This window comes from Microbacterium gawkjiense (genome assembly GCF_031932225.1).
GTDB lineage: Bacteria > Actinomycetota > Actinomycetes > Actinomycetales > Microbacteriaceae > Microbacterium > Microbacterium gawkjiense.
The window spans coordinates 1,244,396-1,267,918 of the sequence record NZ_JAUZVV010000002.1 but is presented as its reverse complement, the minus strand read 5'-3'; the positions used below and the strand labels follow the sequence as shown (position 1 = coordinate 1,267,918).

At 71.5% G+C, this 23,523-nt stretch carries 21 protein-coding genes and 1 riboswitch; of the genes, 10 read left to right on the top strand and 11 right to left on the bottom strand.

From position 1 onward, the window contains the following. Positions 1 to 6 precede the first annotated feature (6 nt). Positions 7 to 1,323 carry an ABC transporter substrate-binding protein gene (locus tag Q9S71_RS14340; protein WP_311863080.1) on the bottom strand — a complete coding sequence of 439 codons (1,317 nt, stop codon included), beginning with the start codon at positions 1,321 to 1,323 and terminating at the stop codon, positions 7 to 9. Between the two features lie 272 nt (positions 1,324 to 1,595). Between Q9S71_RS14340 and Q9S71_RS14335 the strand changes: the two genes are divergently transcribed. After that, positions 1,596 to 2,600, top strand: coding sequence for a LacI family DNA-binding transcriptional regulator (locus Q9S71_RS14335; protein ID WP_311863078.1), 1,005 nt, complete (start codon positions 1,596 to 1,598; stop codon positions 2,598 to 2,600). Between the two features lie 6 nt (positions 2,601 to 2,606). Here the strand turns inward: Q9S71_RS14335 and Q9S71_RS14330 are convergent, their stop codons facing one another. Next, positions 2,607 to 3,575, bottom strand: coding sequence for an acetylxylan esterase (locus tag Q9S71_RS14330; RefSeq protein WP_311863076.1), 969 nt, complete (start codon positions 3,573 to 3,575; stop codon positions 2,607 to 2,609). A 136-nt stretch (positions 3,576 to 3,711) separates the two neighbouring features. Between Q9S71_RS14330 and Q9S71_RS14325 the strand changes: the two genes are divergently transcribed. After that, entirely contained in the window at positions 3,712 to 5,928 is a 2,217-nt protein-coding gene (locus Q9S71_RS14325; protein WP_311863074.1) for an NADP-dependent isocitrate dehydrogenase, read from the top strand. Between the two features lie 63 nt (positions 5,929 to 5,991). Here the strand turns inward: Q9S71_RS14325 and Q9S71_RS14320 are convergent, their stop codons facing one another. From Q9S71_RS14320 to Q9S71_RS14310, 3 genes are all read right to left on the bottom strand, one after another. Beyond that, the gene (locus Q9S71_RS14320) at positions 5,992 to 6,444 is read right to left on the bottom strand and encodes a GNAT family N-acetyltransferase (protein WP_064001293.1); all 453 of its coding nucleotides are present in this window, start codon (positions 6,442 to 6,444) and stop codon (positions 5,992 to 5,994) included. A gap of 67 nt (positions 6,445 to 6,511) precedes the next feature. Then, positions 6,512 to 7,936 (bottom strand): L,D-transpeptidase family protein, encoded by a 1,425-nt coding sequence (locus Q9S71_RS14315; RefSeq protein ID WP_311863072.1) that lies wholly within the window; start codon positions 7,934 to 7,936, stop codon positions 6,512 to 6,514. Between the two features lie 111 nt (positions 7,937 to 8,047). Beyond that, positions 8,048 to 8,479: a hypothetical protein gene (locus Q9S71_RS14310; RefSeq protein WP_311863071.1), complete on the bottom strand. Its 432-nt coding sequence runs from the start codon at positions 8,477 to 8,479 to the stop codon at positions 8,048 to 8,050. Positions 8,480 to 8,596: 117 nt separating this feature from the next. On the opposite strand from Q9S71_RS14310, the gene Q9S71_RS14305 reads away from it, so the two are divergent. Continuing rightward, positions 8,597 to 9,220 carry a hypothetical protein gene (locus tag Q9S71_RS14305; protein ID WP_311863070.1) on the top strand — a complete coding sequence of 208 codons (624 nt, stop codon included), beginning with the start codon at positions 8,597 to 8,599 and terminating at the stop codon, positions 9,218 to 9,220. Here the strand turns inward: Q9S71_RS14305 and Q9S71_RS14300 are convergent. Both Q9S71_RS14300 and Q9S71_RS14295 read right to left on the bottom strand, forming a co-directional pair. Then, entirely contained in the window at positions 9,211 to 10,578 is a 1,368-nt protein-coding gene (locus tag Q9S71_RS14300) for an FAD-binding oxidoreductase (protein WP_311863067.1), read from the bottom strand. The genes Q9S71_RS14305 and Q9S71_RS14300 overlap by 10 nt on opposite strands. Next, complete coding sequence (locus Q9S71_RS14295; protein ID WP_064001298.1) at positions 10,575 to 10,973, bottom strand: YrdB family protein; 399 nt, start codon at positions 10,971 to 10,973, stop codon at positions 10,575 to 10,577. The genes Q9S71_RS14300 and Q9S71_RS14295 overlap by 4 nt, the downstream gene beginning before the upstream one ends. 106 nt (positions 10,974 to 11,079) lie before the next feature. Here Q9S71_RS14295 and Q9S71_RS14290 point away from each other — a divergent pair, with 106 nt between their 5' ends. From Q9S71_RS14290 to Q9S71_RS14270, 5 genes are all read left to right on the top strand, one after another. Continuing rightward, positions 11,080 to 12,216 carry an ROK family transcriptional regulator gene (locus Q9S71_RS14290; protein ID WP_311863066.1) on the top strand — a complete coding sequence of 379 codons (1,137 nt, stop codon included), beginning with the start codon at positions 11,080 to 11,082 and terminating at the stop codon, positions 12,214 to 12,216. Positions 12,217 to 12,296: 80 nt separating this feature from the next. After that, positions 12,297 to 13,559 (top strand): sugar ABC transporter substrate-binding protein, encoded by a 1,263-nt coding sequence (locus tag Q9S71_RS14285; RefSeq protein WP_311863065.1) that lies wholly within the window; start codon positions 12,297 to 12,299, stop codon positions 13,557 to 13,559. Positions 13,560 to 13,612: 53 nt separating this feature from the next. Continuing rightward, positions 13,613 to 14,584 carry a carbohydrate ABC transporter permease gene (locus Q9S71_RS14280; RefSeq protein WP_311863064.1) on the top strand — a complete coding sequence of 324 codons (972 nt, stop codon included), beginning with the start codon at positions 13,613 to 13,615 and terminating at the stop codon, positions 14,582 to 14,584. Further along, the gene (locus Q9S71_RS14275) at positions 14,581 to 15,543 is read left to right on the top strand and encodes a carbohydrate ABC transporter permease (protein WP_311863061.1); all 963 of its coding nucleotides are present in this window, start codon (positions 14,581 to 14,583) and stop codon (positions 15,541 to 15,543) included. The genes Q9S71_RS14280 and Q9S71_RS14275 overlap by 4 nt, the downstream gene beginning before the upstream one ends. Position 15,544: 1 nt before the next feature. Then, a complete protein-coding gene (locus tag Q9S71_RS14270) occupies positions 15,545 to 16,441 on the top strand; it encodes an ROK family protein (RefSeq protein ID WP_311863059.1) in 897 nt (298 codons plus the stop codon). A gap of 129 nt (positions 16,442 to 16,570) precedes the next feature. Here Q9S71_RS14270 and Q9S71_RS14265 read toward each other — a convergent pair whose 3' ends face one another. Beyond that, on the bottom strand, positions 16,571 to 17,719 hold the full coding sequence (locus tag Q9S71_RS14265) for an N-acetylglucosamine-6-phosphate deacetylase (protein WP_311863057.1): 1,149 nt from the start codon (positions 17,717 to 17,719) through the stop codon (positions 16,571 to 16,573). Further along, entirely contained in the window at positions 17,707 to 19,185 is a 1,479-nt protein-coding gene (locus tag Q9S71_RS14260) for a family 20 glycosylhydrolase (protein ID WP_311863056.1), read from the bottom strand. The genes Q9S71_RS14265 and Q9S71_RS14260 overlap by 13 nt, the downstream gene beginning before the upstream one ends. A gap of 67 nt (positions 19,186 to 19,252) precedes the next feature. Then, positions 19,253 to 19,336: riboswitch (ZMP/ZTP riboswitch) on the top strand. Between the two features lie 37 nt (positions 19,337 to 19,373). Here Q9S71_RS14260 and glyA point away from each other — a divergent pair. Together glyA and Q9S71_RS14250 are read left to right on the top strand one after the other, a co-directional pair. Next, positions 19,374 to 20,648 carry a serine hydroxymethyltransferase gene (gene glyA / locus Q9S71_RS14255; RefSeq protein WP_311863054.1) on the top strand — a complete coding sequence of 425 codons (1,275 nt, stop codon included), beginning with the start codon at positions 19,374 to 19,376 and terminating at the stop codon, positions 20,646 to 20,648. A gap of 124 nt (positions 20,649 to 20,772) precedes the next feature. Continuing rightward, positions 20,773 to 21,663 carry a bifunctional methylenetetrahydrofolate dehydrogenase/methenyltetrahydrofolate cyclohydrolase gene (locus Q9S71_RS14250; protein WP_311863051.1) on the top strand — a complete coding sequence of 297 codons (891 nt, stop codon included), beginning with the start codon at positions 20,773 to 20,775 and terminating at the stop codon, positions 21,661 to 21,663. A 277-nt stretch (positions 21,664 to 21,940) separates the two neighbouring features. Here Q9S71_RS14250 and Q9S71_RS14245 read toward each other — a convergent pair whose 3' ends face one another. Beyond that, entirely contained in the window at positions 21,941 to 22,675 is a 735-nt protein-coding gene (locus tag Q9S71_RS14245) for an amino acid ABC transporter ATP-binding protein (RefSeq protein WP_064001308.1), read from the bottom strand. Further along, complete coding sequence (locus Q9S71_RS14240) at positions 22,672 to 23,517, bottom strand: amino acid ABC transporter permease (RefSeq protein ID WP_311863049.1); 846 nt, start codon at positions 23,515 to 23,517, stop codon at positions 22,672 to 22,674. The genes Q9S71_RS14245 and Q9S71_RS14240 overlap by 4 nt, the downstream gene beginning before the upstream one ends. Between the last annotated feature and the right edge of the window lie 6 nt (positions 23,518 to 23,523).

The following is a 23,523-nucleotide window of genomic DNA, read 5'->3' as shown; positions in this document are numbered from 1 at the left end:
CCTCTCTCAGCCGAGCTTCTCGACCGATGCGCCCCAGCGCTCGTTGAGTTCAGCGAAGTAGCTCTCCTTGTCGCCGTCGGCGGCGCCGCGGGCGATGTCGATGAGCTTCTGGCGGTAGAGGGGGCCGTAGAGGTCGATCTGCGAGTCGTCGGCGACGGAGTTGATGAGGCCCTCCTTGCCGGCGGGGGCGGGGTTGATCTCCATGAGCTCCACGCCGGAGTCCTCGAACCCGGCGAGGTTCTCGGGGAGCGGCTTGTCGAGCACGGGCGAGATCATGCCCTGCGCCTCGGTGTAGCCCGAGTCGGCCGCGACCCACTGGATCCACGCCCACGCGGCGGCCTTCGCCTTGGAGTGCTTGCTCACGGCGAGGTTGTAGTCGCCGCCGATGACGGCGTACTGCGTTCCGTCGACGTTGGCGGGGAAGGCCATGTAGCCGATGTCGTCGGCGGAGCCGCCGTTCGCCTCGGCGGCTGCCTGCATCTGCGAGATGGCCCAAGAGCCGAGCGGCATCGTGGCGATCTTGCCCGTGCCGAGGTCGACCTTCGACTGCTCCCAGTTGGTGGTGAGCGGGTCCTCCTCGGTGAGGCCGGCGGCGACGGTGTCGTACAGGAACGAGTCGACCGCGTAGGCGTCGGTGCCCTCGGTCCAGGGCGCCGGGTCCTCGGCCATCGTGATGGGCGCGTCCGGGTCATGCGTGATCGCGCCGAGGTTGCCGAACGCCTGCGTCAGCGGCCAGCCGTCCTTGTAGTTGGTGTACATCGGGATCGCATCGGTCCCGTCCTTCACCTTCTGGAGGGTCTCGAGCCAGCTCGCCTCGTCGGTGGGCAGCTCGGTGATGCCGGCCTCCTCGAAGACCTTCTTGTTGTAGACGATGCCGTTGGCGTTGCCGCCGAAGGCGATGCCGTACTGCGTGCCGTCGTAGCTGGCGGCCGGGAGGAAGCGGTAGGTGTCCTCGAACGACGACGTGTCACCGAGCGGCTCGAGGAACTGCTCGTACTGGTCGGGTTTGATCGCCGGGATGCCGATGACGTCGCCGTAGTTGGTGGTCGACATGCGGGTGAGCATCTCCCCGGCGTAGTCCGTGATCCCTTCGAAGGTCACGTTCACGTCGGGGTAGGTCTTCTGGAACTCCTTGGCGTACTCCGCGAACGTGCCGTCCTCCACGAGGTCCGTTCGCCACGTGATGACCTTGATGTCGCCGGCGACCTCGCCGTCGATCGTGTTGTCGCCGGCCGGCTGGGCGCCGCCGCCGGCGCAGCCGGCGAGCGCGATGCCGGCGACGGTGAGCGTCGCGAGTGCGGCGCCGATCCGTGTGCGTGCCATGTGTGCGTCTCCTGTCAGGTTCGTCTTCGAAACCACTCGGGTGCGGGTCGGCGACTTCGCCGATGGCGCTCACGCTAGCCGCGCGGAGGACCCTCCACAAGGGCGAAATGACAGCGCTGTCTCTGTCTGTCCTGTCTCTTTCGAAGTCCAGAAAAATACCGCTGATCTGGATTTCGTGAGCGCGATGGAGACAGCTCGACGTCTCCGATGTCGCTAAAATGTCTATCGTCGTCATTGCGGCCCTGGTGCTATCCTCGGCGTCAGGAGGAACCATGACGGTGCAGCAGCGCGCGACCCTCGAGGACGTCGCACGTCTGGCGGGGGTCAGCTCGAAGACGGTGTCCCGGGTGTTCGCACAGCGCGAGCTGGTCTCGCCGCAGACGGTCGAGCGCGTGCTCACGGCGGCCAAGCGGTTGCGGTTCCGACCGAACAGCCTGGCCCAGGGGCTCCGACGCGGAGGCAGCCGCACGGTCGGATTCATCATCGGCGAGCTGAGCAACCCGTTCTACTACAAGGTCGCCGCGGGGATCGAGAAGGAGCTCTCGTCCCACGGGTTCAGCCTCGTCGTGGCGACCACCGACGACACCGAGGAGGGCGAGGGGCGTGTCGCCGATGCGCTCCTGGCCCAGCGCGTCGGGGCTCTGCTGCTCATCCCCGTCGGCGAGGACCAGTCCTACCTCGAGGGTGAGCGACAGCTGGGCACACCCGTGATCGCGATCGACCGTCCCGCCCGCAACCTCGCGGCGGACGCGATCGTGCTCGACAACCGCACCGCCGTCCTCGACGCGACGCGCAGGCTGACCGCGCTCGGCCATCGCCGCATCGCGTACGTCTGCAACCCGGCATCCGTCTGGACGCAATCGGAGCGACTCGCCGGTTACCGGCAGGCCATGGCCGAGGCGGGTGTCGATCCGACCCCGTGGGAGATGCTCGGCGACGACCTCGAGATCTCTCCCGTCGACCTGGTGCAACGGCTCTGGCGGGGCGACGCCGCGCCGACTGCCATCATCGCGGGGAACAACCGCGTGACGGTCGGCGCCCTCCGCGCGCTGCGCGCACGGGACGACCAGCGGACGGCCTTGATCGGCTTCGACGACTTCGACACCGCCGACGTCCTGGGGGTGTCCGTCATCTCCTACGACCCGCTCGAGCTGGGGCGTCGCGCGGCGACGCTCGCGATGGAGCGCATCGGCGACCCGTCGGGGTTCGTCCGCCAGATCACCCTGCCGACCTGGATCATCGAGCGGGGGACCGGCGAGCGGCCTCCGTTCGACTGATCCCGCTCAGACCCGCGCGGCGAGGAACTCGGCCTGCCGCAGCCACTGGTGCGCCTGACCGCCCTCGTGCTCGTTGAAGGGGAACACCTCGATCTCCTTGTCCGCCCCCGCCCATGCGTTGAACGCGGCGAACACCGTCGACGGCGGGCAGATCGGATCGAGGAGCGCGACGGAGAAGAGGGATGCCGCATCCGCCCGGGCGGCGAAGCTCACCCCGTCGAAGTACGCCAGGGTCTCGAAGACCCGCTCCTCGGCACCGCGGTGGACGGCGAGGTACCGCGCGACCTCCTCGTACGGGTCGCGCCCGGTCATGCCCACGGCGCGCTCGAAGTGGCAGAGGAACGGCACGTCGGGCATGGCGGCGACGAGCCCGTCGCTCAGCGCGGCCGCGGCGATCGCGATGCCGCCGCCCTGGCTGCCCCCGGTCACGGCGACGCGGGCGGCATCCACCTCGGGAAGGGTGCGCACCGCGTCGATCGCCCGCACGGCGTCGGTGAACACGCGCCGGTAGTAGTAGGTCTCGGGGTCGTCGATGCCCCGCGTCATGAAGCCGGGGAAGGCGGGGCCCGAGCCGTGCGGATCGGGCGTCGCGCCGCCCGCCCCCCACGCGCTGCCCTGGCCGCGCGTGTCCATGAAGAAGTGCGCGTACCCGGATGCCGCCCACCCGAGCCGCTCGACGGGGAGCCCGCGTCCGCCGCCGTAGCCGTTGAACTCGACGATGGCGGGCAGCGCCCCGTCACGGTGCGCGGGCAGGAGCAGCCAGCCCTTGACCGGGTCGCCCGCGAACCCGGGGAACGTGACGTCGAACGCCTCGATGCCGCGCAGCGGCGTCGTCACGGGCGTAACGACGGGCGCGCCGCCCGCCTCGCGAGCACCCGCGATCGTGGTCGACCAGAAGGCGTCGAAGTCCGCGGGGACGCGGACGTCGGGACGGTAGTCGCGGAGGTCGGACAGAGGCAGATCGAAGCGCGGCACGCGCTCACCCTAGCGGTCATCCGGCCGCGCACGCAGGTGTCTTCCGCGCCCGCCGAGATATCTCGACATCGAGAGAAACGGGGGCGGTGCGATACGCTGAGACCGATCCGCGACGCCCTTTTCTTGGAGACGACACGTGCCCGATTCCACCATCATTTACACCTACACCGACGAGGCTCCCGCGCTGGCGACGGCGTCCTTCCTGCCGATCGTCGAAGCGTTCGCCGGAAAGGCGGGCGTCGGCATCGAGACGCGCGACATCTCGCTCGCGGGCCGCATCCTCGCCGCCTTCCCCCAGAACCTCACCCCCGAGCAGCAGGTCGGCGACGCGCTCGCCGAGCTCGGCGGTCTCGCGACGCTCCCCGAGGCCAACATCATCAAGCTGCCGAACATCTCGGCATCCATCCCGCAGTTGAAGGCGGCCATCGCCGAGCTCCAGTCCCAGGGTTACGCCATCCCGGACTACCCGGACGAGCCCAAGGACGTCGCCGAGAAGGACGTCCGCGCCCGCTACGACCGCATCAAGGGCTCCGCGGTGAACCCGGTCCTGCGCGAGGGCAACAGCGACCGCCGCGCGCCGCTGTCGGTCAAGAACTACGCGCGCAAGCACCCGCACCGCAACAAGGCGTTCGCAGAGGGTTCGAAGACCCGCGTCGCGACGCTCGGTCACGACGACTTCAAGTCCAACGAGACCTCGACGGTCATCGAGAACGACGACGTCCTCACGATCCGTTTCACGGGGGAGGACGGCGCCGTCACCGAGCTGAAGTCGGGTCTGAAGGTCCTGCCCGGTGAGGTCGTCGACGCGACGTTCCTCTCGGCGAAGGCCCTCGACGCCTTCCTCGCCGACACGATCGCCCAGGCGGCGGCCGACGACGTGCTGTACTCCGTGCACCTGAAGGCCACGATGATGAAGGTCAGCGACCCGATCATCTTCGGCCACGTCGTCCGCGCGTTCTTCGCCGACGTCTTCTCGCGCTTCGGCGACACGCTGGCGGCTGCCGGACTCACCCCGAACGACGGCCTCGGCGCGATCCTCGCCGGTCTCGGCGGCGTCGAGGGCGGCGACGAGATCCGCGCGGCATTCGAGGCGGCCATCGCCGACGGCCCGCGCCTGTCGTACGTCAACTCCGACAAGGGCATCACGAACCTGCACGTCCCCTCCGACGTGATCGTGGATGCCTCGATGCCGGCGCTCATCCGCAACGGCGGCAAGCTGTGGGGCGCCGACGGCGGCGAGGATGACACCATCGCCGTCATCCCCGACTCCTCGTACGCCGGCGTCTACCAGGCGACGATCGACGACGTCATCGCCAACGGTCCGCTCGACCCGGCCACGATCGGCTCCGTGCCGAACGTCGGCCTCATGGCGCAGGCCGCCGAGGAGTACGGCTCGCACGACAAGACGTTCGAGATCGCCGCGGCCGGCACCGTCGAGGTCGTGAACGGGGCGGGCGAGGTCCTCCTCTCCCACGCCGTCCAGCCCGGTGACATCTGGCGCGCGACGCAGACCAAGGACGTCGCCATCCGCGACTGGGTGAAGCTCGCCGTCACCCGTGCGCGTGCGACGGGTGCGCCCGCCGTCTTCTGGCTCGATGAGAACCGCGCCCACGACGCGAACCTCATCGTGAAGGTGAAGACCTACCTCGCCGAGCACGACACCGACGGTCTCACGATCGAGATCCTCGCTCCGGCCGACGCGACCCGCTACTCGCTCGAGCGCATCCGCCGCGGCGAGGACACCATCTCGGTCACGGGAAACGTCCTGCGCGACTACCTCACCGACCTCTTCCCGATCCTCGAGGTCGGCACGAGCGCCAAGATGCTCTCGATCGTCCCGCTGCTGGCCGGCGGCGGACTGTTCGAGACCGGCGCGGGCGGCTCCGCCCCCAAGCACGTGCAGCAGCTCGTCGCGGAGAATTACCTGCGGTGGGACTCGCTCGGCGAGTTCTTCGCGCTGGCGGCATCCTTCGAGCACCTCGCCGACTACACCGGCAACCCGCACGCGAAGGTCCTCGCCGACACGCTCGACGCCGCGACCGGGACCTTCCTCGAAGAGGACAAGTCGCCGGGCCGTGCCCTCGGCACGATCGACAACCGCGGCAGCCACTACTACCTCGCGACCTACTGGGCGCAGGAGCTGGCGCGTCAGACCGTCGACGCCGAGCTCGCGGCGGCGTTCGCCCCGGTCGCCGAGGCGCTGACCGCAGGCGAGGAGACCATCGTCGCCGAGCTGGTCGCCGTGCAGGGCTCGCCCGCCGAGATCGGCGGCTACTACCGTCCCGACCCGGCGCTGGTGGAGAAGGTCATGCGGCCCTCCGCGACGCTGAACGGCATCATCGACGGACTCTGATCCGCACAGACGGATGCCCCGGCCGCGAGAGCGGGCCGGGGCATCCGTGCGTTCGGGGGAGCGTCAGAGCCGGATCTGCGCGACGACCTCGCCGTACTCGGTCTCGTCGACGGGGGTGAAGCCGACGCGGCGGAAGAACGCGTCGGGCCCGCCCTCACCGGCTTCATAGATGACGTTCACGTGATCGAACCCGCGCGCGCGGGCCTCGTTCGTGAGCTGCTCGACGGCGTAGCGCCCGACGCCGCGACCCTGGTCGTCGGCATCCACGTTGATCCGCCACAGCACCGAGCGGAAGTGCTCGTGCGGGGCGTCGGCGTCGAAGCCGGCGCTCACGAAGCCGACCACCTCGTCACCGTCGAGGATCACACGCTGCCACGAAGTGGCGGGGTCGACCACCGTTGCGGCGATCGCGTAGCTCTCGGGCGCGATGAAGCGTTCCTGGCCCGGCTTGAGCGAGAGGGTGTTCACGGCGACGATCGTCGACGCCGACAGTTCTTCCACGCGGAGGTCAGCCATGAGCACAGGCTAACGGTGATCCGTGCCCGTCGCATTTAGACGACGGATACCGGGCGTCAGATGACGTTCAGGAGTGGATCCAGACGTCGCCGCCGTTCGGCATCCAGTCGTACAGCTGCTTGGCGAGGGCGGGCGGCATGTTCACGCAGCCGGCGCTCATCTGGTTGCCGAAGTTGTTGTGCCAGTAGGCGCCGTGGAAGGCCTGGTTGCCGTTGAAGTACATCACCCACGGGACGTCGGGCTGCGTGTACTTCGTCCCGGTGTCGCGCGAGGTTCCGGTCATGTCCTGCAGCGGCGTGCGCCACCCGATGGAGTAGTGGCCCGTGAAGGTCACCGCGCCGTCGCGACCGCTCGAGATGAGCCAGGTGTCGACGACCTTGCCGTTCTCCTTCAGGTACAGGCGCTGCTCGCCCAGGTCGACCTCGGCCAGACGCACCGTGCTCACGGTCTCCCGCGGCGTGACGTCGACCGGCAGCGCGTAAGACGCATCGCCCGTCGCGAGCTGGTCGGCGAAATCACGCGCGACGCCGGACGTGTCGCCCAGCACGCGCCCGTCCTGGCCTTCGACGATCGCGGTCAGGACCTCACCGGCCTCGTTCGCGAGCACCTGGGCCGTGACCGGGTCCTGGTTGACGACCTCGGGGAGCTTGTCGACGGCGAGCTGGATCGCGGCGGCGTCGGCGGTGATCGTGAAGGCGCCGGAGGCGTCGGTCTCGACGTTCAGCCACGAGGCGAGCTCCGCGGCGGAGACGGGGACCGCACGGTCGTCGCCCGCGTAGAAACCGGCCTCGGCGATCATGCCGTTGAGGCGCTCGACGGCGGACTCGGCGGCGGCGGTCGTCACGGTGGCGGGGACGGCTTCGGGAGTCGCGTCGACCGTCGCCGTGGAGGCGCCCGACGCGAGAGCGGATCCGAGGGCGTCGCTGACGGCGGCGAGCGAGATGCCCGTGCCGTCGACGGCGGGCGTGCTGACGTAGGCGCCGTCCTGGAAGGACACCGCGGCGGGAGTGGGATCCACGTACGCGTCGGGGAGCGCGGCGCGCAGCGTCGTCGCGGCGCGCTCGGCGTTCAGGGTGACCGTCGGCGTGCCGTACTCGGCGAACCATGCCGAGACGTTCCAGAGGGGGCTGCCCGCGAAGGCCTCGTCGGCGAGGGCGGATGCGTCGACGGTCGCGCCGAGGTCGGCGGCGGACACCGTCGGGCCGCCGTCGCCCAGGGAGACCTGGATCGAGGCGAGCCGGGACGAGATGGAGTCGGCGGCCATGCCCACCGTCTGCCCGCCGACGGGGACGCCGGCGGCGGTCGTGCCGGGAGCGATCAGCACGAGGGAGCAGACCGTCGCGGCCGCCACGACCGTGGCGGCGGGCAGACCGATCTTCAGCCAGAGGCGACGGGGGCGCGGCGCGGGCTCGGCGGGAGCCCAGCGCACGTCGAGGTGCTCGCCCGAGGCGGGCGTGTCGCCGGTGTCCTGGCGTGTGATGATCTCCGACATCGGTCTCCCCCGAGCTGCGGCCCGGCGTTCCGGACGCCACGGGGATCCGGGGTCTCGTCGTCGGGCGAATGTCGCTTCAGGAAATGGTACGTGACGAGGGCGGATCACCGATCATCCGCTGCACAGATCGTGATACTCGGCGAGGCCGGTGCGGATGCGATCGGTGGCGTCGGCGAGACCCGTCGCGCCGGCGATGTCGCCCGCCGAGGCCGCGGCGGTCGCCTCGGCGAGGACGTCGAACCCCGCCCGCAGATCGGCCGCGACGGCCTCGACGCGTGCGTTGCCGATCGACGTCACCGCGGCGGCGAGGTCGTCGCGCACCTCGGCGGTCGCCTGCGCCGCGGCGGCCGGGTCGGCGGCATCCGCCTCGGTGAACGCCCTCATCGCCTGCTCGACCGAGTCGGCGAGGGTCGCGCACGCGGCGGCGACGCTCTGGCCGTCCGCCTCGGGATGCGACGACGACGTGCACGCGGCGCCGCCCAGCGCGACGAGGCCGGCCACGACCAGCGCACCGGTCGTGCGGACGGAGCGGGATGCGGGCACAGCGGACCTCCTCGAGGACGGGACCGTTCGAGACTGCCACGATCGCCCTGAGGGAACGGTGGACCGGGGGCGGTACGTCGGGTGACACCGGGGCGGCGCGGGCCGTAGGGTGTGGCCATGCAGCGCACAACGGTGTGGTCGTGGCTCATCGGAGGGCTCCTCCTGCTCCTCCAGAGCGTCCTCGCCGTCCTCGCCTCGCTCGCGGTGCAAGCGGATGATCCCGTCTCGGTGCCCCTCGAGCTCGGCGGTGCCCTTCTGGTCGCCGCGGCCTGCGTCGTGTACGCCTTCGGGGTCCGGGCGCACGAGAGCGTCGTGGCACGGCACCCCGCGGGGATGGGGGTGCTGTTCCTGCTGGCGGCGTTCGTCGTCGCGCACGCCGTGTGGTGGGCGGGGCCGACCGGCTACGCCGCCGGAGCCGGCGCCGAGTCGACGGCGGCACTCGGCGACATCGTCGCGTTCGTGCTCGCGATCGGCGGGGCGATCGCGATCCTTCGCGTCGGGGTCATCCCGCAGCCGTGGAGCCGCATCCCGCTGGCCGCACTCGTGCTCGGTCTCCTCCTGGCGATCGTGTTCGCCGCCGTCCCGGTCGTCGCTCCGGGGGCGGGCGGACCCGTCGGGGTGCTGCCCGCGACCATCCCGGGTGTCGTCGGCATCGTCTCCATGGTGCTGGCGGTGACGACGAGTCCCGCCGCGCCGCGCGAGACGACCGCGGCGGCCGGCGCGACCGCGCGTCACGGCTGAGCGGCGAACACCTTGCCCGGATTGAGGATGCCGGCCGGATCGAACGCGGCCTTGATGCCGCGCTGCAACGCCCACTGGTCGTCGCCGATCTCGTCGGCGAGCCACCGGCTCTTGAGGACGCCGATCCCGTGCTCCCCGGTGAGGGTGCCCCCGAGGGCGAGCGCGGCGCGGAAGAGCGCGTCGGCGGCCTGCCAGACGCGCTCGGGGACCTCGTCGCCGTCGAAGATGAAGTTGGGGTGCAGATTGCCGTCGCCGGCGTGGCAGACGGTCGGGATCGTGAGGCCGAACTCCGCCTCGATGCGCGCGATCTCGTCGAACATCGCCGGAAGGGCGCTGCGCGGCACCGACACGTCTTCGATGAGCGCCGTCCCGAGGCTCTCCATCGCGGGGTGCATCGCCCGGCGCACCGCCCACAGCTGCGCCGCTTCGGCGTCGTCGGTGGCCAGGCGCACCGCGCCGCCCGCGGCGGTGAGGATCTCGGCGATCTCCGCCTGTTCCGCGGCGGCGGCGACGCCGTCGGTCTGGACCGTGAGCTGCGTCGCACCCGGTGTGGGGCTCGGCAGCCCGAGCAGCGCGTGCGCGGCCGCCAGGCTCACGGCATCCATCAGCTCCATGATCGCGGGCTGCACCCCGACGGCGGTCACGGCGGCAGCACCCGCGGCGGCGGCGCGCACATCGGCGAACTGCGCGGTCAGGGTGCGGGACTGCCCCGGCGCGAGCCGTCGGAGCTTGAGCGTCGCACCCACGACGACCCCGAGCGTGCCCTCCGAGCCGATCATCAGCGCGGTCAGGTCGTAGCCGGTCACACCCTTCACGCTGCGGTGGCCGGTCGAGATGAGGCGCCCGTCGGCGAGGACCACGTCGAGCGCGAGCACCGCGTCGCGGACGACGCCGTATTTCGCGCAGAGCAGTCCGCCCGCCCCCGTGGCGATGTTCCCGCCGACCGTGGAGATCTCGCGGCTGGCGGGGTCGGGCGCCCACCACAGGCCGTGGGGAGCGAGGGCGCGGCCGAGATCCGCATTGAGGATGCCGGGTTCGACGACGGCGAGGAGGTCGTCGGGCCGCACCTCGAGGATGCGGTCCATGCCGCGCAGCGACAGGGCGATCTCGCCCGAGCCGGTGTTCGCGCCGCCGGCGAGGCCCGTGCCGGCGCCGCGGGCCACGACCGGCGTGCCCGTGGCGGATGCGATCCGCATCGTGGTCTGCACGTCCGCGACGGATGCCGCCCGCACGAGCGCGAGCGGTCGTCCCGACGCGCGGTGTCCCGACTTGTCGGCGCGGGCGTCTTCGAGGGCGGCCTCGCTCGTGTCGACGCGCTCGCCGAGCGCGTCGCGGAGGCGGTCGACGACGTCGGTCACGACAGCCGTCGACGACCCGCCAGGACGCCGACGACGACGGCGACGAGCGCGAAGCCCAGGCCGATCCAGGCCTGACCGGCGCTCCACCACGCGATCGTCGCCGACAGGTAGATGAGCAGTTCCACGAGGCCGCGCACGAACGGGTGGACCCGGACCACGGCGCGCGGTGAGGCGAACAGGCCCCAGACGATGAGGGTGGCGAGCGGGGTCGCGATGCCGAGGACGACGTTCCACGGAGCATCCCACGCCGTGAAACCCCAGATGGCGAGCGACACGACGGCGAACATCGCGCACAGGAAGCTGAGGAGGTCGAGTCCGGAGAGACGTGCCGGGGCGGTCGCGGCGGGTGCGGGCTCCGCGGGTCGTTCGGGCCGGACGTGGGGGAGCTCGGACATGGTTCGATCCTACGCGGGCGGGGAAGTGTAACGAGTTTGTTAAGACTGCTCGCAAACGGGGTCGGGCATCTTGTGGCGACCCTATTCGTAAGGTCTACTAACAAACATGTCGACCCCGACGCGACCCGCCCCCGCGACCCGCAGCCGCCGCACCGCCGGCAAGATCCTGCCCGAGCACGCCCGCGCCCACAATCGCGCGCTCGTGCTCCAGGCGCTCTTCACGCAGGGCGCCATGAGCCGCGCCGACCTCGCCCGCGAGACGGGCCTCACCCGCGTCACGATCTCGGACCTCGTCGCCGGCCTCATCGACGACGGCTACGTGATCGAGCAGGGGGTGCGCGAGGCATCCGGTCCCGGAAAACCGGCGATCCTCGTCGACATCGACCGCGACGGCCACCGCATCGCCGGGCTCGACCTGTCGGGCAGCGAGCAGTTCGCGGGCGCCGTGCTCACCCTCGACGGCGAGATCGTCGCCCGGCACGCCGTCGACGTACCCGCCGATCGCAGCGACGTCTTCGCCGCGATCGTCCGCCTCGCGCGCGACGTCATCGCCGACGCGCACGCGCCGGTGCTCGGCCTCGGCGTCGGCACGCCCGGTGTCGTCGACGACCGCGGCGTCGTGCTCGCGGCGCCCGGATTCGGGTGGACGGACGTCGATCTCGCCGGGCAGCTGGAGGCCGAGCTCGGTCTCCCCGTCCTCGTCGCCAACGACGCGAACGCGGCCGTCCTCGCCGAGCACACGTTCGGGGGAGCGGGCGACGACGTCATCCTCGTCCGGGTCGGCCGCGGTGTCGGTGCGGGGCTCCTCACCGGCGGCGAGCCGCTCGTCGGCGCCCGCTTCGCCGCGGGCGAGATCGGCCACGTGACGGTCGGCACCGACGGCGGCCCCGCGTGCGCCTGCGGCAAGATCGGATGCCTCGAGGCCTGGCTCGCGGTCCCCGCCCTCACCGAACGGCTCGCCGCCGCGGACGACCCGCAGGGGGTGCTCCGCGACGCCGGCGAGCGCCTCGGCATCGCCCTCGCGCCGATCGTCGGCGCCCTCGATCTGTCGGAGATCGCCCTCTCCGGCCCCGCCGACCTCCTCGGCGGCACCCTCGCCGAGGCTGCCGCCGAGACGGTACGCACCCGGACCCTCGCCACGTTCCACGACGGGCTCCAGGTGCGCATGTCGACCCACAGCGAGGACATCGTCCTGCGCGGTGCAGCCGTCATGGTCCTGTCCGGCCGTCTCGGCGTGTCCTGACCCCCGCATCACCCGCTCCACCCGCATCTCCCGCGACGATCCGCCCGGGTCGCCGCATCCCACACAGTGAAGGAACCGCTATGAAGAAGACCCTCGGAGCACTGTCGCTCCTCGGCGCGTCGGCCCTCGTCCTGTCCGGCTGCGCCGGCGCCTCGACCCCTGCGGGAGGAAGCGCCGAGACCGGCGACCTGACCGTCTGGCTCGTCGGCACCGACACCCCCCAGGACGCGCGCGACTACCTCGAGAAGACCTTCGAGGAGCAGAACGACGGGTGGACCCTCACGATCGAGGAGAAGACCTGGGCCGACACCGCCGAAGGGTACGTCGCCGCGCTGTCGTCCAACGATGCGCCCGACATCGTCGAGGTCGGCAACACCCAGGCACCCGGCTTCATCTCGCAGGGCCTGTTCGCCGACCTCTCCGGCATCCAGGACGACCTCGGCGGCGATGACATGCTGCAGAGCTTCGTCGACCTCGGATCGGAGGACGGCACGCTCTACGCGGCGCCCTACTACGCCGGGTCGCGCGTCGTGTTCTACTCGCCGTCGACCTACTCGGGCGAGATCCCCGCCACCCTCGAGGACTACGTGAAGGACGGGATCGCGGCCACCACCGCCACGAAGTCCGGCATCTACGCTCCGGGCAAGGACTGGTACAACGCACTGCCCTACGTCTGGGCGAACGGCGGCGAGATCGCCACTCTCGAGGGCGACAAGTGGGTCGGCGGGTTCTCGAGCGAGGGCGGCGTCGCCGGCCTGACGATGCTGCAGGACGTCTACGAGAACGCGACCATCGCTCCCGCCGACGCCGACGAGGCCGACCCGCAGGTGCCCTTCTGCGCCGACGAGATCGGGTTCCTGTCGGCGCCCGCATGGGTGAAGTGGTCGATCCTCGCGCCGGCGGACGCCGAAGCGCCGGGCTGCCCCGACGGCGCCGGCAAGGACCTCGCCGCCTTCGCCCTGCCGGGCATGAGCGCGGGCGAGGTCGCCCCCGTCTTCGCCGGCGGCTCGAACGTCGCCATCGCGGCGAAGTCCGACGCGCAGGAGAAGGCCCAGGCGGCGCTCGAGATCATCCTCTCCGAGGGCTACCAGAAGATCCTCGCCGAGAACGGCCTCATCCCTGCGCGCACCTCGTTCGCGCAGTACCTGCCCGACGACGCCATCACCGCCGAGGCAGCGAAGGCCGCGGCATCCTCCAAGGCCGTCCCGGCCAGCCCGAAGTGGGCCGAGGTCGAGTCCGCGGGCGTCATCAAGGACGCGCTCGTGAAGATCGCCCAGGGCGGCGACGTCACGCAGATCGCGACCGAGCTCGACGGCCAGATCGAGTCGATCCTCAACTCGTGACCCCCGGTGCAGGGGGCGGCGACGCCCCCTGCACCCTTTTCCGGAGGATGCCGATGACCGTCACCCTGACCCGGCCCGCTCCCGCGCGGGCACCCCGCGACCGCTTCGCCGGCGCCGCGCGCGAACGTGCCCGTCGTCGTAAGGATGGGGCGGCGGCACTGACCCTGCTCGGTCCCTCCCTCGTGATCCTCGCGGTGATGGTGGGCTACCCGGCCGTCCTCATGGTGGTCCAGTCGTTCACGGACTACTCGATCCGCAACAAGGTGCAGGGGACTCTGCCCGACGTCGTCGGGTTCGCCAACTACCTCGAGGTGTTCACCGCGTCCGACTTCCCGGCGGTGCTCGTGCGCAGCCTCGGGCTCATGCTCGTCATGACCGTGTTCATCGTCGGGCTCGGTGCCCTCGTCGCGGTGCTCATGACGCGCCTCACGCGCGGCTGGCGGCTGCTCGTGTCGGTCGGGCTGCTCCTGGCGTGGGCGATGCCGCCGCTGGCGGCCACGACGGTGTGGGGGTGGATCTTCGACGCCGAGTACGGGCTCGTGAACTGGTTGTTCAACACCGTCACCGGGACCAGCGACTTCACGAACCACTCCTGGCTGCTCGACCCGTGGTCGTTCTTCGTCGTGCTGACGATCATCGTCGTCTGGCAGGGCGTCCCGTTCGCGGCCTTCACGCTCTACGCGGCGCTCGGTCAGGTGCCGGGCGAGGTGCTCGAAGCGGCGTCGCTCGACGGCGCGACCGGGCTGCAGCGCTTCCGCCTGGTCGTCTACCCCTACCTCCGCAACGTCGTCACCGTCGTCGTGGTGCTCCAGGTCATCTGGAACCTCCGCATCTTCACGCAGGTCTACACACTCCAGCAGCGCGGCGGTCTCGTCTCGGAGACGAACGTGCTCGGCACCTACATCTTCCGGCAGGGCGTGGGGGAGTTCGGGGTGACGAGCGCGATCGGCGTGCTCACCGTCATCCTCCTGCTCGCCCTCTCGTGGGGCTACGTTCGCACGACTCTCAAGGAGGAGGAGCTGTGAGCACCCAGATCACCCCCGCCGCCCAGCTCTCGACCGTCGGCGTCGACGAGGTCGCCGGACCCGTCGGCCACGCGAAGACGCCCGTCACCGGGTCGCTCGCGGCGCGGCGGCAGCGGCGCTCGCCGCTCGGCCGCATCCTGCTCAACGTCGCCGCCCTCGTCGTGTTCGCCTGCTCGGTCTTCCCCGTGTACTGGATGCTGAACATGTCGTTCACGAGCGGCGAGTCGATCATCAGCCGCACCCCGAGCTTCCTGCCGCTGGACTTCACGCTCCGCAACTACGAGACCGCGTGGACGCGGCCCGCGGCGCCCGGGCAGACCGATTTCGTGCATGGACTCCTCAGCTCGGGGCTCGTGACCGTCGGTGTGCTCGTCGTCACGTTGCTGGTCGCCTTCCTCGCCTCGATCGCGGTCGCCCGCATCCGCTTCCGCGGCCGCCGGTCCTTCATCGTCGCGGTGCTGATCGTCCAGATGATCCCGGGCGAGGCGATGATGTTCACGATCTACGGGATGATCGACGACTGGCGTCTCATGAACACGCTCGTCGGGCTCGGCATCGTCTACGTCGCCGCCGTCGTCCCCTTCACGATCTGGACCCTCCGCGGCTTCGTCGCGGGCGTCCCGGTGGACCTCGAGGAGGCCGCAATGATCGACGGCTGCACCCGCTCGCAGGCGTTCTGGAAGGTGACCTTTCCGCTGCTCGCCCCGGGCCTCGTCGCGACGGGGGTGTTCGCCTTCATCCAGTCGTGGAACGAGTTCACGATGGCGCTCCTGCTGCTGCGTGGTCAGAACCTGACCCTGCCGCCGTGGTTGCTGTCGTTCCAGTCCGCGACCGAGGCCACCAACTGGGGGGCGGTGATGGCGGCATCCACCCTCATCTCGATCCCCGTCGTCATCTTCTTCCTGATCGTGCAGGGACGGATGTCGGGTGGACTCGTGTCCGGCGCCGTGAAGGGCTGACGTGCGCATCGGAGTGGATGTCGGAGGCACGAAAACCCTCGCCGTCGCGCTCGACGACGCCGGACGCGTCATCGCCGAGGAGCGGCGGGCGACCGGCTGGGGCCCGGAGGCCGTGGTCGACGGGATCGTCGCCGTCGTCACGGTCGTGACCGGGGGAGGGCGCCCGGACGCGCTGGGGATCGGGGTGCCGGGTCAGGTGTCGCCGGACGGTGTCGTGCGCCACGCGCTCAACCTCGGCATCGACGTGCTCGACCTCGCCGAGGTGGTGGGCGCCCGGACCGGACTCCGCCCCGTCGTCGAGAACGACGTCCGCGCGGCCGCCGTCGGTGCGGCGTCCCTCCTCCCCGGTGCCGGGTCGATCGCCTACCTGAATCTCGGAACCGGCATCGCCGCGGGCATCGTCCGCGACGGGATGCCGTGGCGCGGCGCGCGCGGCGCTGCGGGCGAGATCGGCCACGTCAGCGTCGACCCCGCCGGGCCCGCCTGCTCGTGCGGGCAGCGCGGGTGCATCGAGGCGCTCGCCGGCGGTGCGGCCGTGGCCGCCCGCTGGGCGCGGCCCGCCGCCCTGCCGGTGGCCGACGTGTTCGACGCGGCGGAGGTGGGCGACCCGCTCGCCGCGGGCCTGCGCGCGGACGTCGTGCGCGGGGTCGCCTCGGCCGTGCAGCTGCTCGTGCTGACCGCCGACGTGGATGTCGTGGTGCTGGGCGGCGGGGTGTCGCACCTCGGTGAGCGGTTGCGTGATCCGGTGCGCACGGCCCTGGACACTGCGGCATCCGGGTCTGCCTTCCTGGGTTCGCTGGAGCTGGCCGATCGCGTGGTGCCGACGCCCCGGAACGCGCCTATCGGTGCGCGGGGCGCGGCGCTCCTGGCGGGCGCGACCGCGGTGACCGGGGTCTGAGGCGGGCCGCGGTACGGGATTCCGTCCCGGCGAGTCGCTCACGGTCCAAACGGCCCACGGGTGCCTGATCCGGGGACGACGATGCGAACCCCGCGGACTGCGTACGGAACGCGCCGAGCGGATGCCGCGTCAGACCGTGCCGGTGAAGACCCGCCGCACCTGCAGACCGGCGTCGAGCAGCACCGCGTCGGCGACGGCGCCGACGGCGAGCGAGCCGAGCTCGGGCCGGCCGATCGTGCGCGCCGGCGTCGAGGTCAGGGCCGTGACCGCGTCCGGCAGCGCGACCCCCGCCGCGACCGCGGTGCGGAGAGCGGCGTCCTGCGTGAGCGTCGACCCCGCGATCGTGCCGTCCGCGAGACGCGCGACGCCCGCCTGCACCCTGACGGACAGCGATCCCAAGCGGTAGGTCCCGTCAGTCGCCCCGGCGGCGGCCATCGCGTCGGTCACGAGCGCGATGCGGCCGGGGGCGGCGGCGAAGAGGATGCGGATGACGTCGGGGTGCACGTGCACGCCGTCGGCGATGACCTCGATCGTCACACGCGGGTCGCCGGTCGCCGCGGCCACCGGGCCTGGGGCGCGGTGGTGCAGGCCGGGCATCGCGTTGAACGCGTGCGTGAGCAGCGTGGCGCCCGCCTCGAACGCGTCGCGGGCGAGGTCGGCGTCGGCGGAGGTGTGTCCCACCGCGACGACGACCCCGGCGCGGGTGAGGCGTGCGATCGCGTCGCGTCCGCCGGGCAGCTCGGGGGCGAGGGTCACCTGCACGAGCGAGCCGCGCGCGGCGGCGATCAGCGCCTCGATCGCGTCGGGTGTCGGGTGAACGAGAAGTGCGGGGTCGTGCGCGCCGTGGTGACCCGGGTCGAGGAACGGTCCCTCCAGGTGCGCGCCGAGGACCGAGGCATCCGTCTCCGCCAGATCCGCGATGACACCGAGGCGGGTCTGCAGATCCGCCGGCGAGCCGGCGACGAGGGAGACGACGGCGCGGGTCGTGCCGTGGGCGAGGTGCAGCGCGCGGGCCGCGAGGATCGCGTCGCGCCCCTCCTCGTGCGCCCGGCCGCCGCCGCCGTGGCCGTGCAGGTCGACGAAGCCGGGTGTGAGCAGCGCCGCGTCGCCGGCGACCTCCCGCGCGTCGACGACCTCGTCCGCGTCGAGCCCGCGCCAGGCGTCACCTGTGCCGGATGCCGCGACCCGGCCGGCCACGACGTGGATCCACGCGTCCGGGGTCTCGGTGCCGCCGTCGACGAGTCGGACCGAGTGGACGATGCGGCTCAGGTCGTCCACGGCACCTCCTCGAGGGCGGGGAAGCGGATGCCGAGGGTCGTCCACAGCGGTCCGAGACCGCCGACGCGGCTGCGGAAGGACGCCCACGAGCGCTCCGCGCCCGACGCGGGCGACCAGGCGATCTCCGCCGCGGCCGCGATGCGGGGGAACGCGAGGGCGTCGATGTCCTCGAGGGTCGCGACGGTCTCAGTCCACAGGGGCGCCTCGACGCCGAGGATCGTCGCCTCGTCGACACCGTCCACGACACGGGTCGGCTCCCAGTCGTACGCGCGGACGAGGCTCGTCGGACCGTTCGCCCAGGTGAGCCCCAGCGGGGAGTCGGCGGTGGGCTTCATGTCGAGGTAGACCGCGTCGGCGGGCGACAGGATGAGCCGGCCGCCTCGCTCGGCGAACGCGCGCGCGTGGCGGGTCGCGGCATCCGTCGGCGAGACGAAGCCCCAGAACTGACCGACCGTGCCGGGCGCGAGACCCGCCGCGGCGCCGGCCTCGTGCCAGGCAACCGGGGTCTTGCCGAGCGCCGTGATCGCGGCGCTGGCGGAGGCGACGAACTGGGCGAAGTCCTCGGGCGTGGTGCCGAGCGACTCGTCGCCGCCGAAGTGCAGCCACGGGCCGGGGGTGAGCTCGGCGAGCTCGGCGAACACGTCGCGCACGAAGGCATCCGTCGCTTCGTCGCCGATGCGCAGCGACGAGAACCCGACGCCGATCCCGGTGTAGGGCTCGCCGGCGACCGGCGTCGACCCCTCGGTGATGACCTCGACGGCGGGGGCCTCTGCGAGTTCGGGGTACGCGAGGCCGACGGCGTGCGTGTGGCCGGGCATGTCGAACTCGGGCACGACCGTCATGTGCCGGGATGCTGCGTACGCGATGACAGCGCGGTAGTCGTCCTGCGTGTAGTACCCGCCGGGGGCGCCGCCGACGGCGGTGGCCGACGCCTCCGCGGTGAGCTCGGGGCGCGAGCGCAGCTCGAGCCGCCAGCCCTGATCGTCCGACAGGTGCAGGTGCAGGACGTTGAGCTTGAGGGATGCCGCCCGGTCGATGTACGCCCGCACGGTGTCGAGGTCGTGGAAGTGCCGTGCGACGTCGAGCATGACGCCGCGGTACGCGAACCGCGGGCTGTCGACGATCCGCACCGCGGGGACGACCCACGCGCCGCCGTCGCGTGCGACCAGCTGGACGAGGGTCTGCACGCCGTAGAAGAGGCCCGCGGCATCCGCTCCGGTGATCCGGATGCCGGTGCCCGACGCCTCGAGCCGGTACGACTCCGCCGGGCCCGACCCGTCGACCGCCAGCGCGATGCCGTCGCCCGTGCCGAGGTCGAGTCCCGTGCGCGTCCGGACGAGCGTGCGCAGGTGCGCGGCGGCATCCGGATCGCCCGTCACCGCCGCCCCGCTCAGCGCGTACGGGGCGCCGTCCGCGAGGGCGAGGTCTGCGGGAAGGGGCACGAGGGGGAGGGGGAGCACCGTCACCGCCGTTCTGTAAGGTGTCCTAACAAAACCGATCGGGCCAGCCTAGCAGCGGCGGCATCCGTTATGCTCGCAGTGTCGCGACTGGCGTTGAGGTGGAGGACCACCGGGGAGCGATTGACACGGCATTCGACCGCGCGCCTGGGCCGATGCGAGATCACCCATCCCGAAAGCCGTCGTCAGGAGATCGCATGACCGATTCGCTGTTCAACGCCCCGCTGTCCGAGGTCGACCCCGAGATCGCCGATGTGCTCGAGCGCGAGCTCGACCGCCAGCGCGGGTTCCTCGAGATGATCGCCTCCGAGAACTTCGTTCCCGTCTCGGTACTGCAGTCGCAGGGCTCCGTCCTCACCAACAAGTACGCCGAGGGCTACCCCGGTCGCCGCTACTACGGCGGCTGCGAGGTCGTCGACGTCGCCGAGGAGCTCGCGATCGCGCGCGCCAAGTCGCTCTTCGGCGCCGAGTTCGCCAACGTCCAGCCGCACTCGGGCGCCTCGGCCAACGCCGCCGTGCTGCACGCGATCGCCCGCCCCGGCGACACGCTGCTCGGCCTCTCGCTCGACCACGGCGGCCACCTGACCCACGGCATGAAGATCAACTTCTCGGGCCGCCTGTACAACATCGTCGCGTACGGCGTCGACGCCGAGACCTCGCTCGTCGACATGGACGAGGTGCGGCGCCTTGCCCTCGAGCACAAGCCGAAGGTCATCATCGCCGGCTGGTCCGCCTACCCGCGTCAGCTCGACTTCGCCGCGTTCCGCGCGATCGCCGACGAGGTCGGGGCGCTCCTCTGGGTCGACATGGCGCACTTCGCCGGTCTCGTCGCGGCCGGCCTGCACCCCTCGCCCGTGCCGCACGCGCACGTCGTCTCGTCGACCGTGCACAAGACGATCGGCGGCCCCCGGTCGGGCTTCATCCTCACGAACGACGCCGACATCGCGAAGAAGATCAATTCGGCCGTCTTCCCGGGTCAGCAGGGCGGGCCGCTCATGCACGTGATCGCCGCCAAGGCGACCGCGTTCAAGCTCGCGGCATCCGACGCCTTCAAGGAACGCCAGCAGCGCACCGTCTCGGGCGCCGCGATCCTCGCCGACCGGCTCTCGCAGCAGGACGTGAAGGATGCCGGCATCTCGGTCCGCTCCGGCGGCACCGACGTGCACCTCGTCCTCGTGGACCTCCGCGACGCGGCGATCGACGGCAAGCAGGCCGAGGACCTGCTCCACGAGATCCGGATCACCGTCAACCGCAACGCGGTCCCGAACGACCCGCGCCCGCCGATGGTCACGTCGGGGCTCCGCATCGGCACGCCGGCGCTCGCGACCCGCGGTTTCGGCGACGCCGAGTTCACCGAGGTCGCCGACGTCATCGCGCTCGCGCTGCAGCCCGGCGCCGACCTCGAGGCCCTCCGCGCCCGCGTCGCCACGCTCGCCGACGCCTTCCCGCTGTACCCCGGCCTCCAGCAGTGACCCCCGGCATCCGGCCCCTCCTCCGCCCGCGAGACTGCACGCACGCCTCGAGACAGTGGTCGCGGACCGCAGTCTCGAGCTCCCGGTGCAGTCTCGCGGTCGAGGGGCGACGACAGGAGACACGATGACCGCACGGGTCCTCGACGGCAAGGCGGCCTCGGCCGCGATCAAGACCGAGCTGGCGGAGCGAGTGGCCGTGCTCAAGGAGCACGGTGTGACTCCCGGGATCGCCACCGTGCTCGTGGGGGCGGACCCGGCATCCCAGCTCTACGTGGGGATGAAGCACCGGCAGTCCGAAGCGATCGGGATGAACTCGATCCAGCGGGAGCTTCCCGCCGACGCGACGCAGGAGCAGGTCGAGGCGCTGATCGACGAGCTCAACGCCGACCCGGCGTGCCACGGCTACATCGTGCAGCTGCCCCTGCCGAAGCACCTCGACACCGACCGGATCCTCGAGCGCATCGACCCGGAGAAGGATGCCGACGGCCTCCACCCGACGAACCTCGGCCGCCTGGTGCTCAACGTCAACACCCCGATCACCTCGCCGCTGCCGTGCACGCCGCGGGGCGTCATCGAGCTGCTGGTGCGCAACGGTTACGACCTGGCGGGCAAGCACGTCGTCGTCGTCGGCCGCGGTGTCACGATCGGGCGGTCGATCGGTCTGCTGCTCACGCGCCGCGAGTACAACGCGACCGTGACGCTCACCCACACCGGCACGACTGACCTCGGCGCGCACCTGCGCGAAGCCGACGTCATCGTCGCCGCCGCCGGTGTGAAGCACATCGTCACCGCCGAGCACGTGAAGCCCGGCGCGGCGGTGCTCGACGTGGGCGTCACCCGCGAGGACGATCCCGAGACCGGCAAGAGCCGCGTCTACGGCGACGTGCACCCCGACGTCGCGGAGGTCGCCGGCTGGCTCTCGCCGAACCCCGGCGGCGTCGGCCCCATGACCGTCGCGCTCCTCATGACGAACGTCGTCGAGGTCGCCGAGCGCGCGGCGGGCCTGCGCGCCTGACGCACATGTCGTGAACGAGGGATGCCGGGTGTCGCCCGGCATCCCGCGTTCTCGTCTTCGGAAGCCGCTCTCCTGTCGCAATCTGCGGCGGCGCGCGGCGTGTTGTGACAGGGGAGCCCTGGGCGCACTGCCCAGCCGCTCGCCTGTCGCAATCTGCGGAGGCGCGCGGCGTGTTGTCACAGGGGAGCCGTGGGGGTGGTGCCCGACGCCGCTCGCCTGTCGCAATCTGCGGGGGTGCGCGGCGTGTCGTGACAGGGGAGTGACCCGCGCCGGGGCCTCAGGCGGTGAAGCGGGCGAGGAAGGCGCGGGTGCGCTCCTCGCGAGGATGCCGCAGCACCTCCGACGGCGGGCCCTGCTCCACGATCGTGCCGGCGTCGAGGAAGACGACGTGGTCGGCGACATCGCGGGCGAACGCCATCTCGTGCGTCGCCATGAGGATCGTCGCGCCCTCGGACGCCAGATCGCGGACGAGCTCCAGGACCTCTCCGACGAGCTCGGGGTCGAGCGCGGACGTGATCTCGTCGAGCAGCAGCACCTCGGGGTCGGTGGCGATCGCGCGGGCGATCGCCACGCGCTGCTGCTGACCTCCCGACAGCCGGTCGGGGTGGTCCTTCGCCTTGTCGGCGAGGCCGACGCGGGCGAGCAGCTCGCGAGCGCGGGTCTCGGCCTCGCGCCGCGGCACACGGTGCACGACGCGCGAGGCGAGCGTCACGTTGTCGAGCACGGACAGGTGCGGGAAGAGGTTGAAGCTCTGGAACACTGCGCCGAGCCGTGCCCGCACGCGGTTGCCGTCGACACGAGGGTCGGAGATGTCCTCGTCGCCGAGGAAGATCTGCCCGTCGTCGATGGGTTCGAGCAGTCCGAGGCAGCGCAGCAGCGTCGACTTGCCCGAGCCGCTCGCGCCGATGAGAGCGACGACCTCGTGCGCGGCGAGTGACACGTCGACGCCCTTCAGCACCTCGCGGTCGCCGAAGGACTTGTGGATGCCGGTGGCTCGCAGGACCGCGCTCACAGCACCGATCCCGTCTGCTCGCGCTCGCGCAGCCGCGCCGTGTACCAGTCCGCGAGGCGGATCGTGGGGATCGCGAGCAGGATGAACAGGATGCCGGCGACGACGTACGGCGTGAAGTTGTACGTCGTCGCGGTCACCGATCGCGCCCCGGCGATCGCGTCGATCCCCGCGATGATCGAGATGAGTCCCACGTCCTTCTGCATCGAGATGAAGTCGTTCATGAGCGCCGGTGTCATCTTGCGCAGAGCCTGCGGCAGCACGACGCGGCGGAGCGTCTGCACGTGGCTGAGACCGAGGGCGCGGGCGGCGAGGCGCTGCGACGGGTGCACCGACTCGATGCCCGCGCGGATCACCTCGGCGACGTACGACGAGTAGGTGAGGGTCACCGCGAGCACACCGAGGAACAGCTCGTCGATCCGCTCGCCGACGATCGTCGGCAGACCGAACCCGACCAGGTAGAGGACGATGATGAACGGCAGGCCGCGGAACAGGTCGGTGTAGCCGGCCGCCAGCATCCTGACCGGGAAGAACACCGGACCGCGGAGCGTCCGCAGCAACGCGATCACCAGCGCGACGCCGCCGACCGTGAAGATCGAGATGCCGAGGACGGTGAGGTTGACGAGGAACCCGTCCCACACCTTCGGCAGCGCCTGCAGTGCGACGGCGGGGTCGAAGAAGCTCTGCTGGACCTTCGACCAGCCCTCGGTGTTGATCACCGTCGCCCAGACGACGACGGCGAAGACGAGGGTCGACGCGATGGCGATCAGCACGGATCGCCGTTCGCGGCCGCGCCGGTAGGCGCGACGGTCGAGCTCGAGCTCGCTCGGGATGCGGGGGGTCACGGATCG

Excerpts from the sequence above, each read along its gene's own strand:
- Q9S71_RS14290 (WP_311863066.1), top strand. The coding sequence starts at position 11,080 with ATGTCGACCCCGACGCGACCCGCCCCCGCGACCCGCAGCCGCCGCACC.
- Q9S71_RS14285 (WP_311863065.1), top strand. The coding sequence starts at position 12,297 with ATGAAGAAGACCCTCGGAGCACTGTCGCTCCTCGGCGCGTCGGCCCTC.
- Q9S71_RS14305 (WP_311863070.1), top strand. The coding sequence starts at position 8,597 with ATGCAGCGCACAACGGTGTGGTCGTGGCTCATCGGAGGGCTCCTCCTG.
- Q9S71_RS14335 (WP_311863078.1), top strand. The coding sequence starts at position 1,596 with ATGACGGTGCAGCAGCGCGCGACCCTCGAGGACGTCGCACGTCTGGCG.
- Q9S71_RS14280 (WP_311863064.1), top strand. The coding sequence starts at position 13,613 with ATGACCGTCACCCTGACCCGGCCCGCTCCCGCGCGGGCACCCCGCGAC.
- Q9S71_RS14340 (WP_311863080.1), bottom strand. The coding sequence starts at position 1,323 with ATGGCACGCACACGGATCGGCGCCGCACTCGCGACGCTCACCGTCGCC.
- Q9S71_RS14250 (WP_311863051.1), top strand. The coding sequence starts at position 20,773 with ATGACCGCACGGGTCCTCGACGGCAAGGCGGCCTCGGCCGCGATCAAG.
- Q9S71_RS14320 (WP_064001293.1), bottom strand. The coding sequence starts at position 6,444 with ATGGCTGACCTCCGCGTGGAAGAACTGTCGGCGTCGACGATCGTCGCC.
- Q9S71_RS14315 (WP_311863072.1), bottom strand. The coding sequence starts at position 7,936 with ATGTCGGAGATCATCACACGCCAGGACACCGGCGACACGCCCGCCTCG.
- glyA (WP_311863054.1), top strand. The coding sequence starts at position 19,374 with ATGACCGATTCGCTGTTCAACGCCCCGCTGTCCGAGGTCGACCCCGAG.
- Q9S71_RS14295 (WP_064001298.1), bottom strand. The coding sequence starts at position 10,973 with ATGTCCGAGCTCCCCCACGTCCGGCCCGAACGACCCGCGGAGCCCGCA.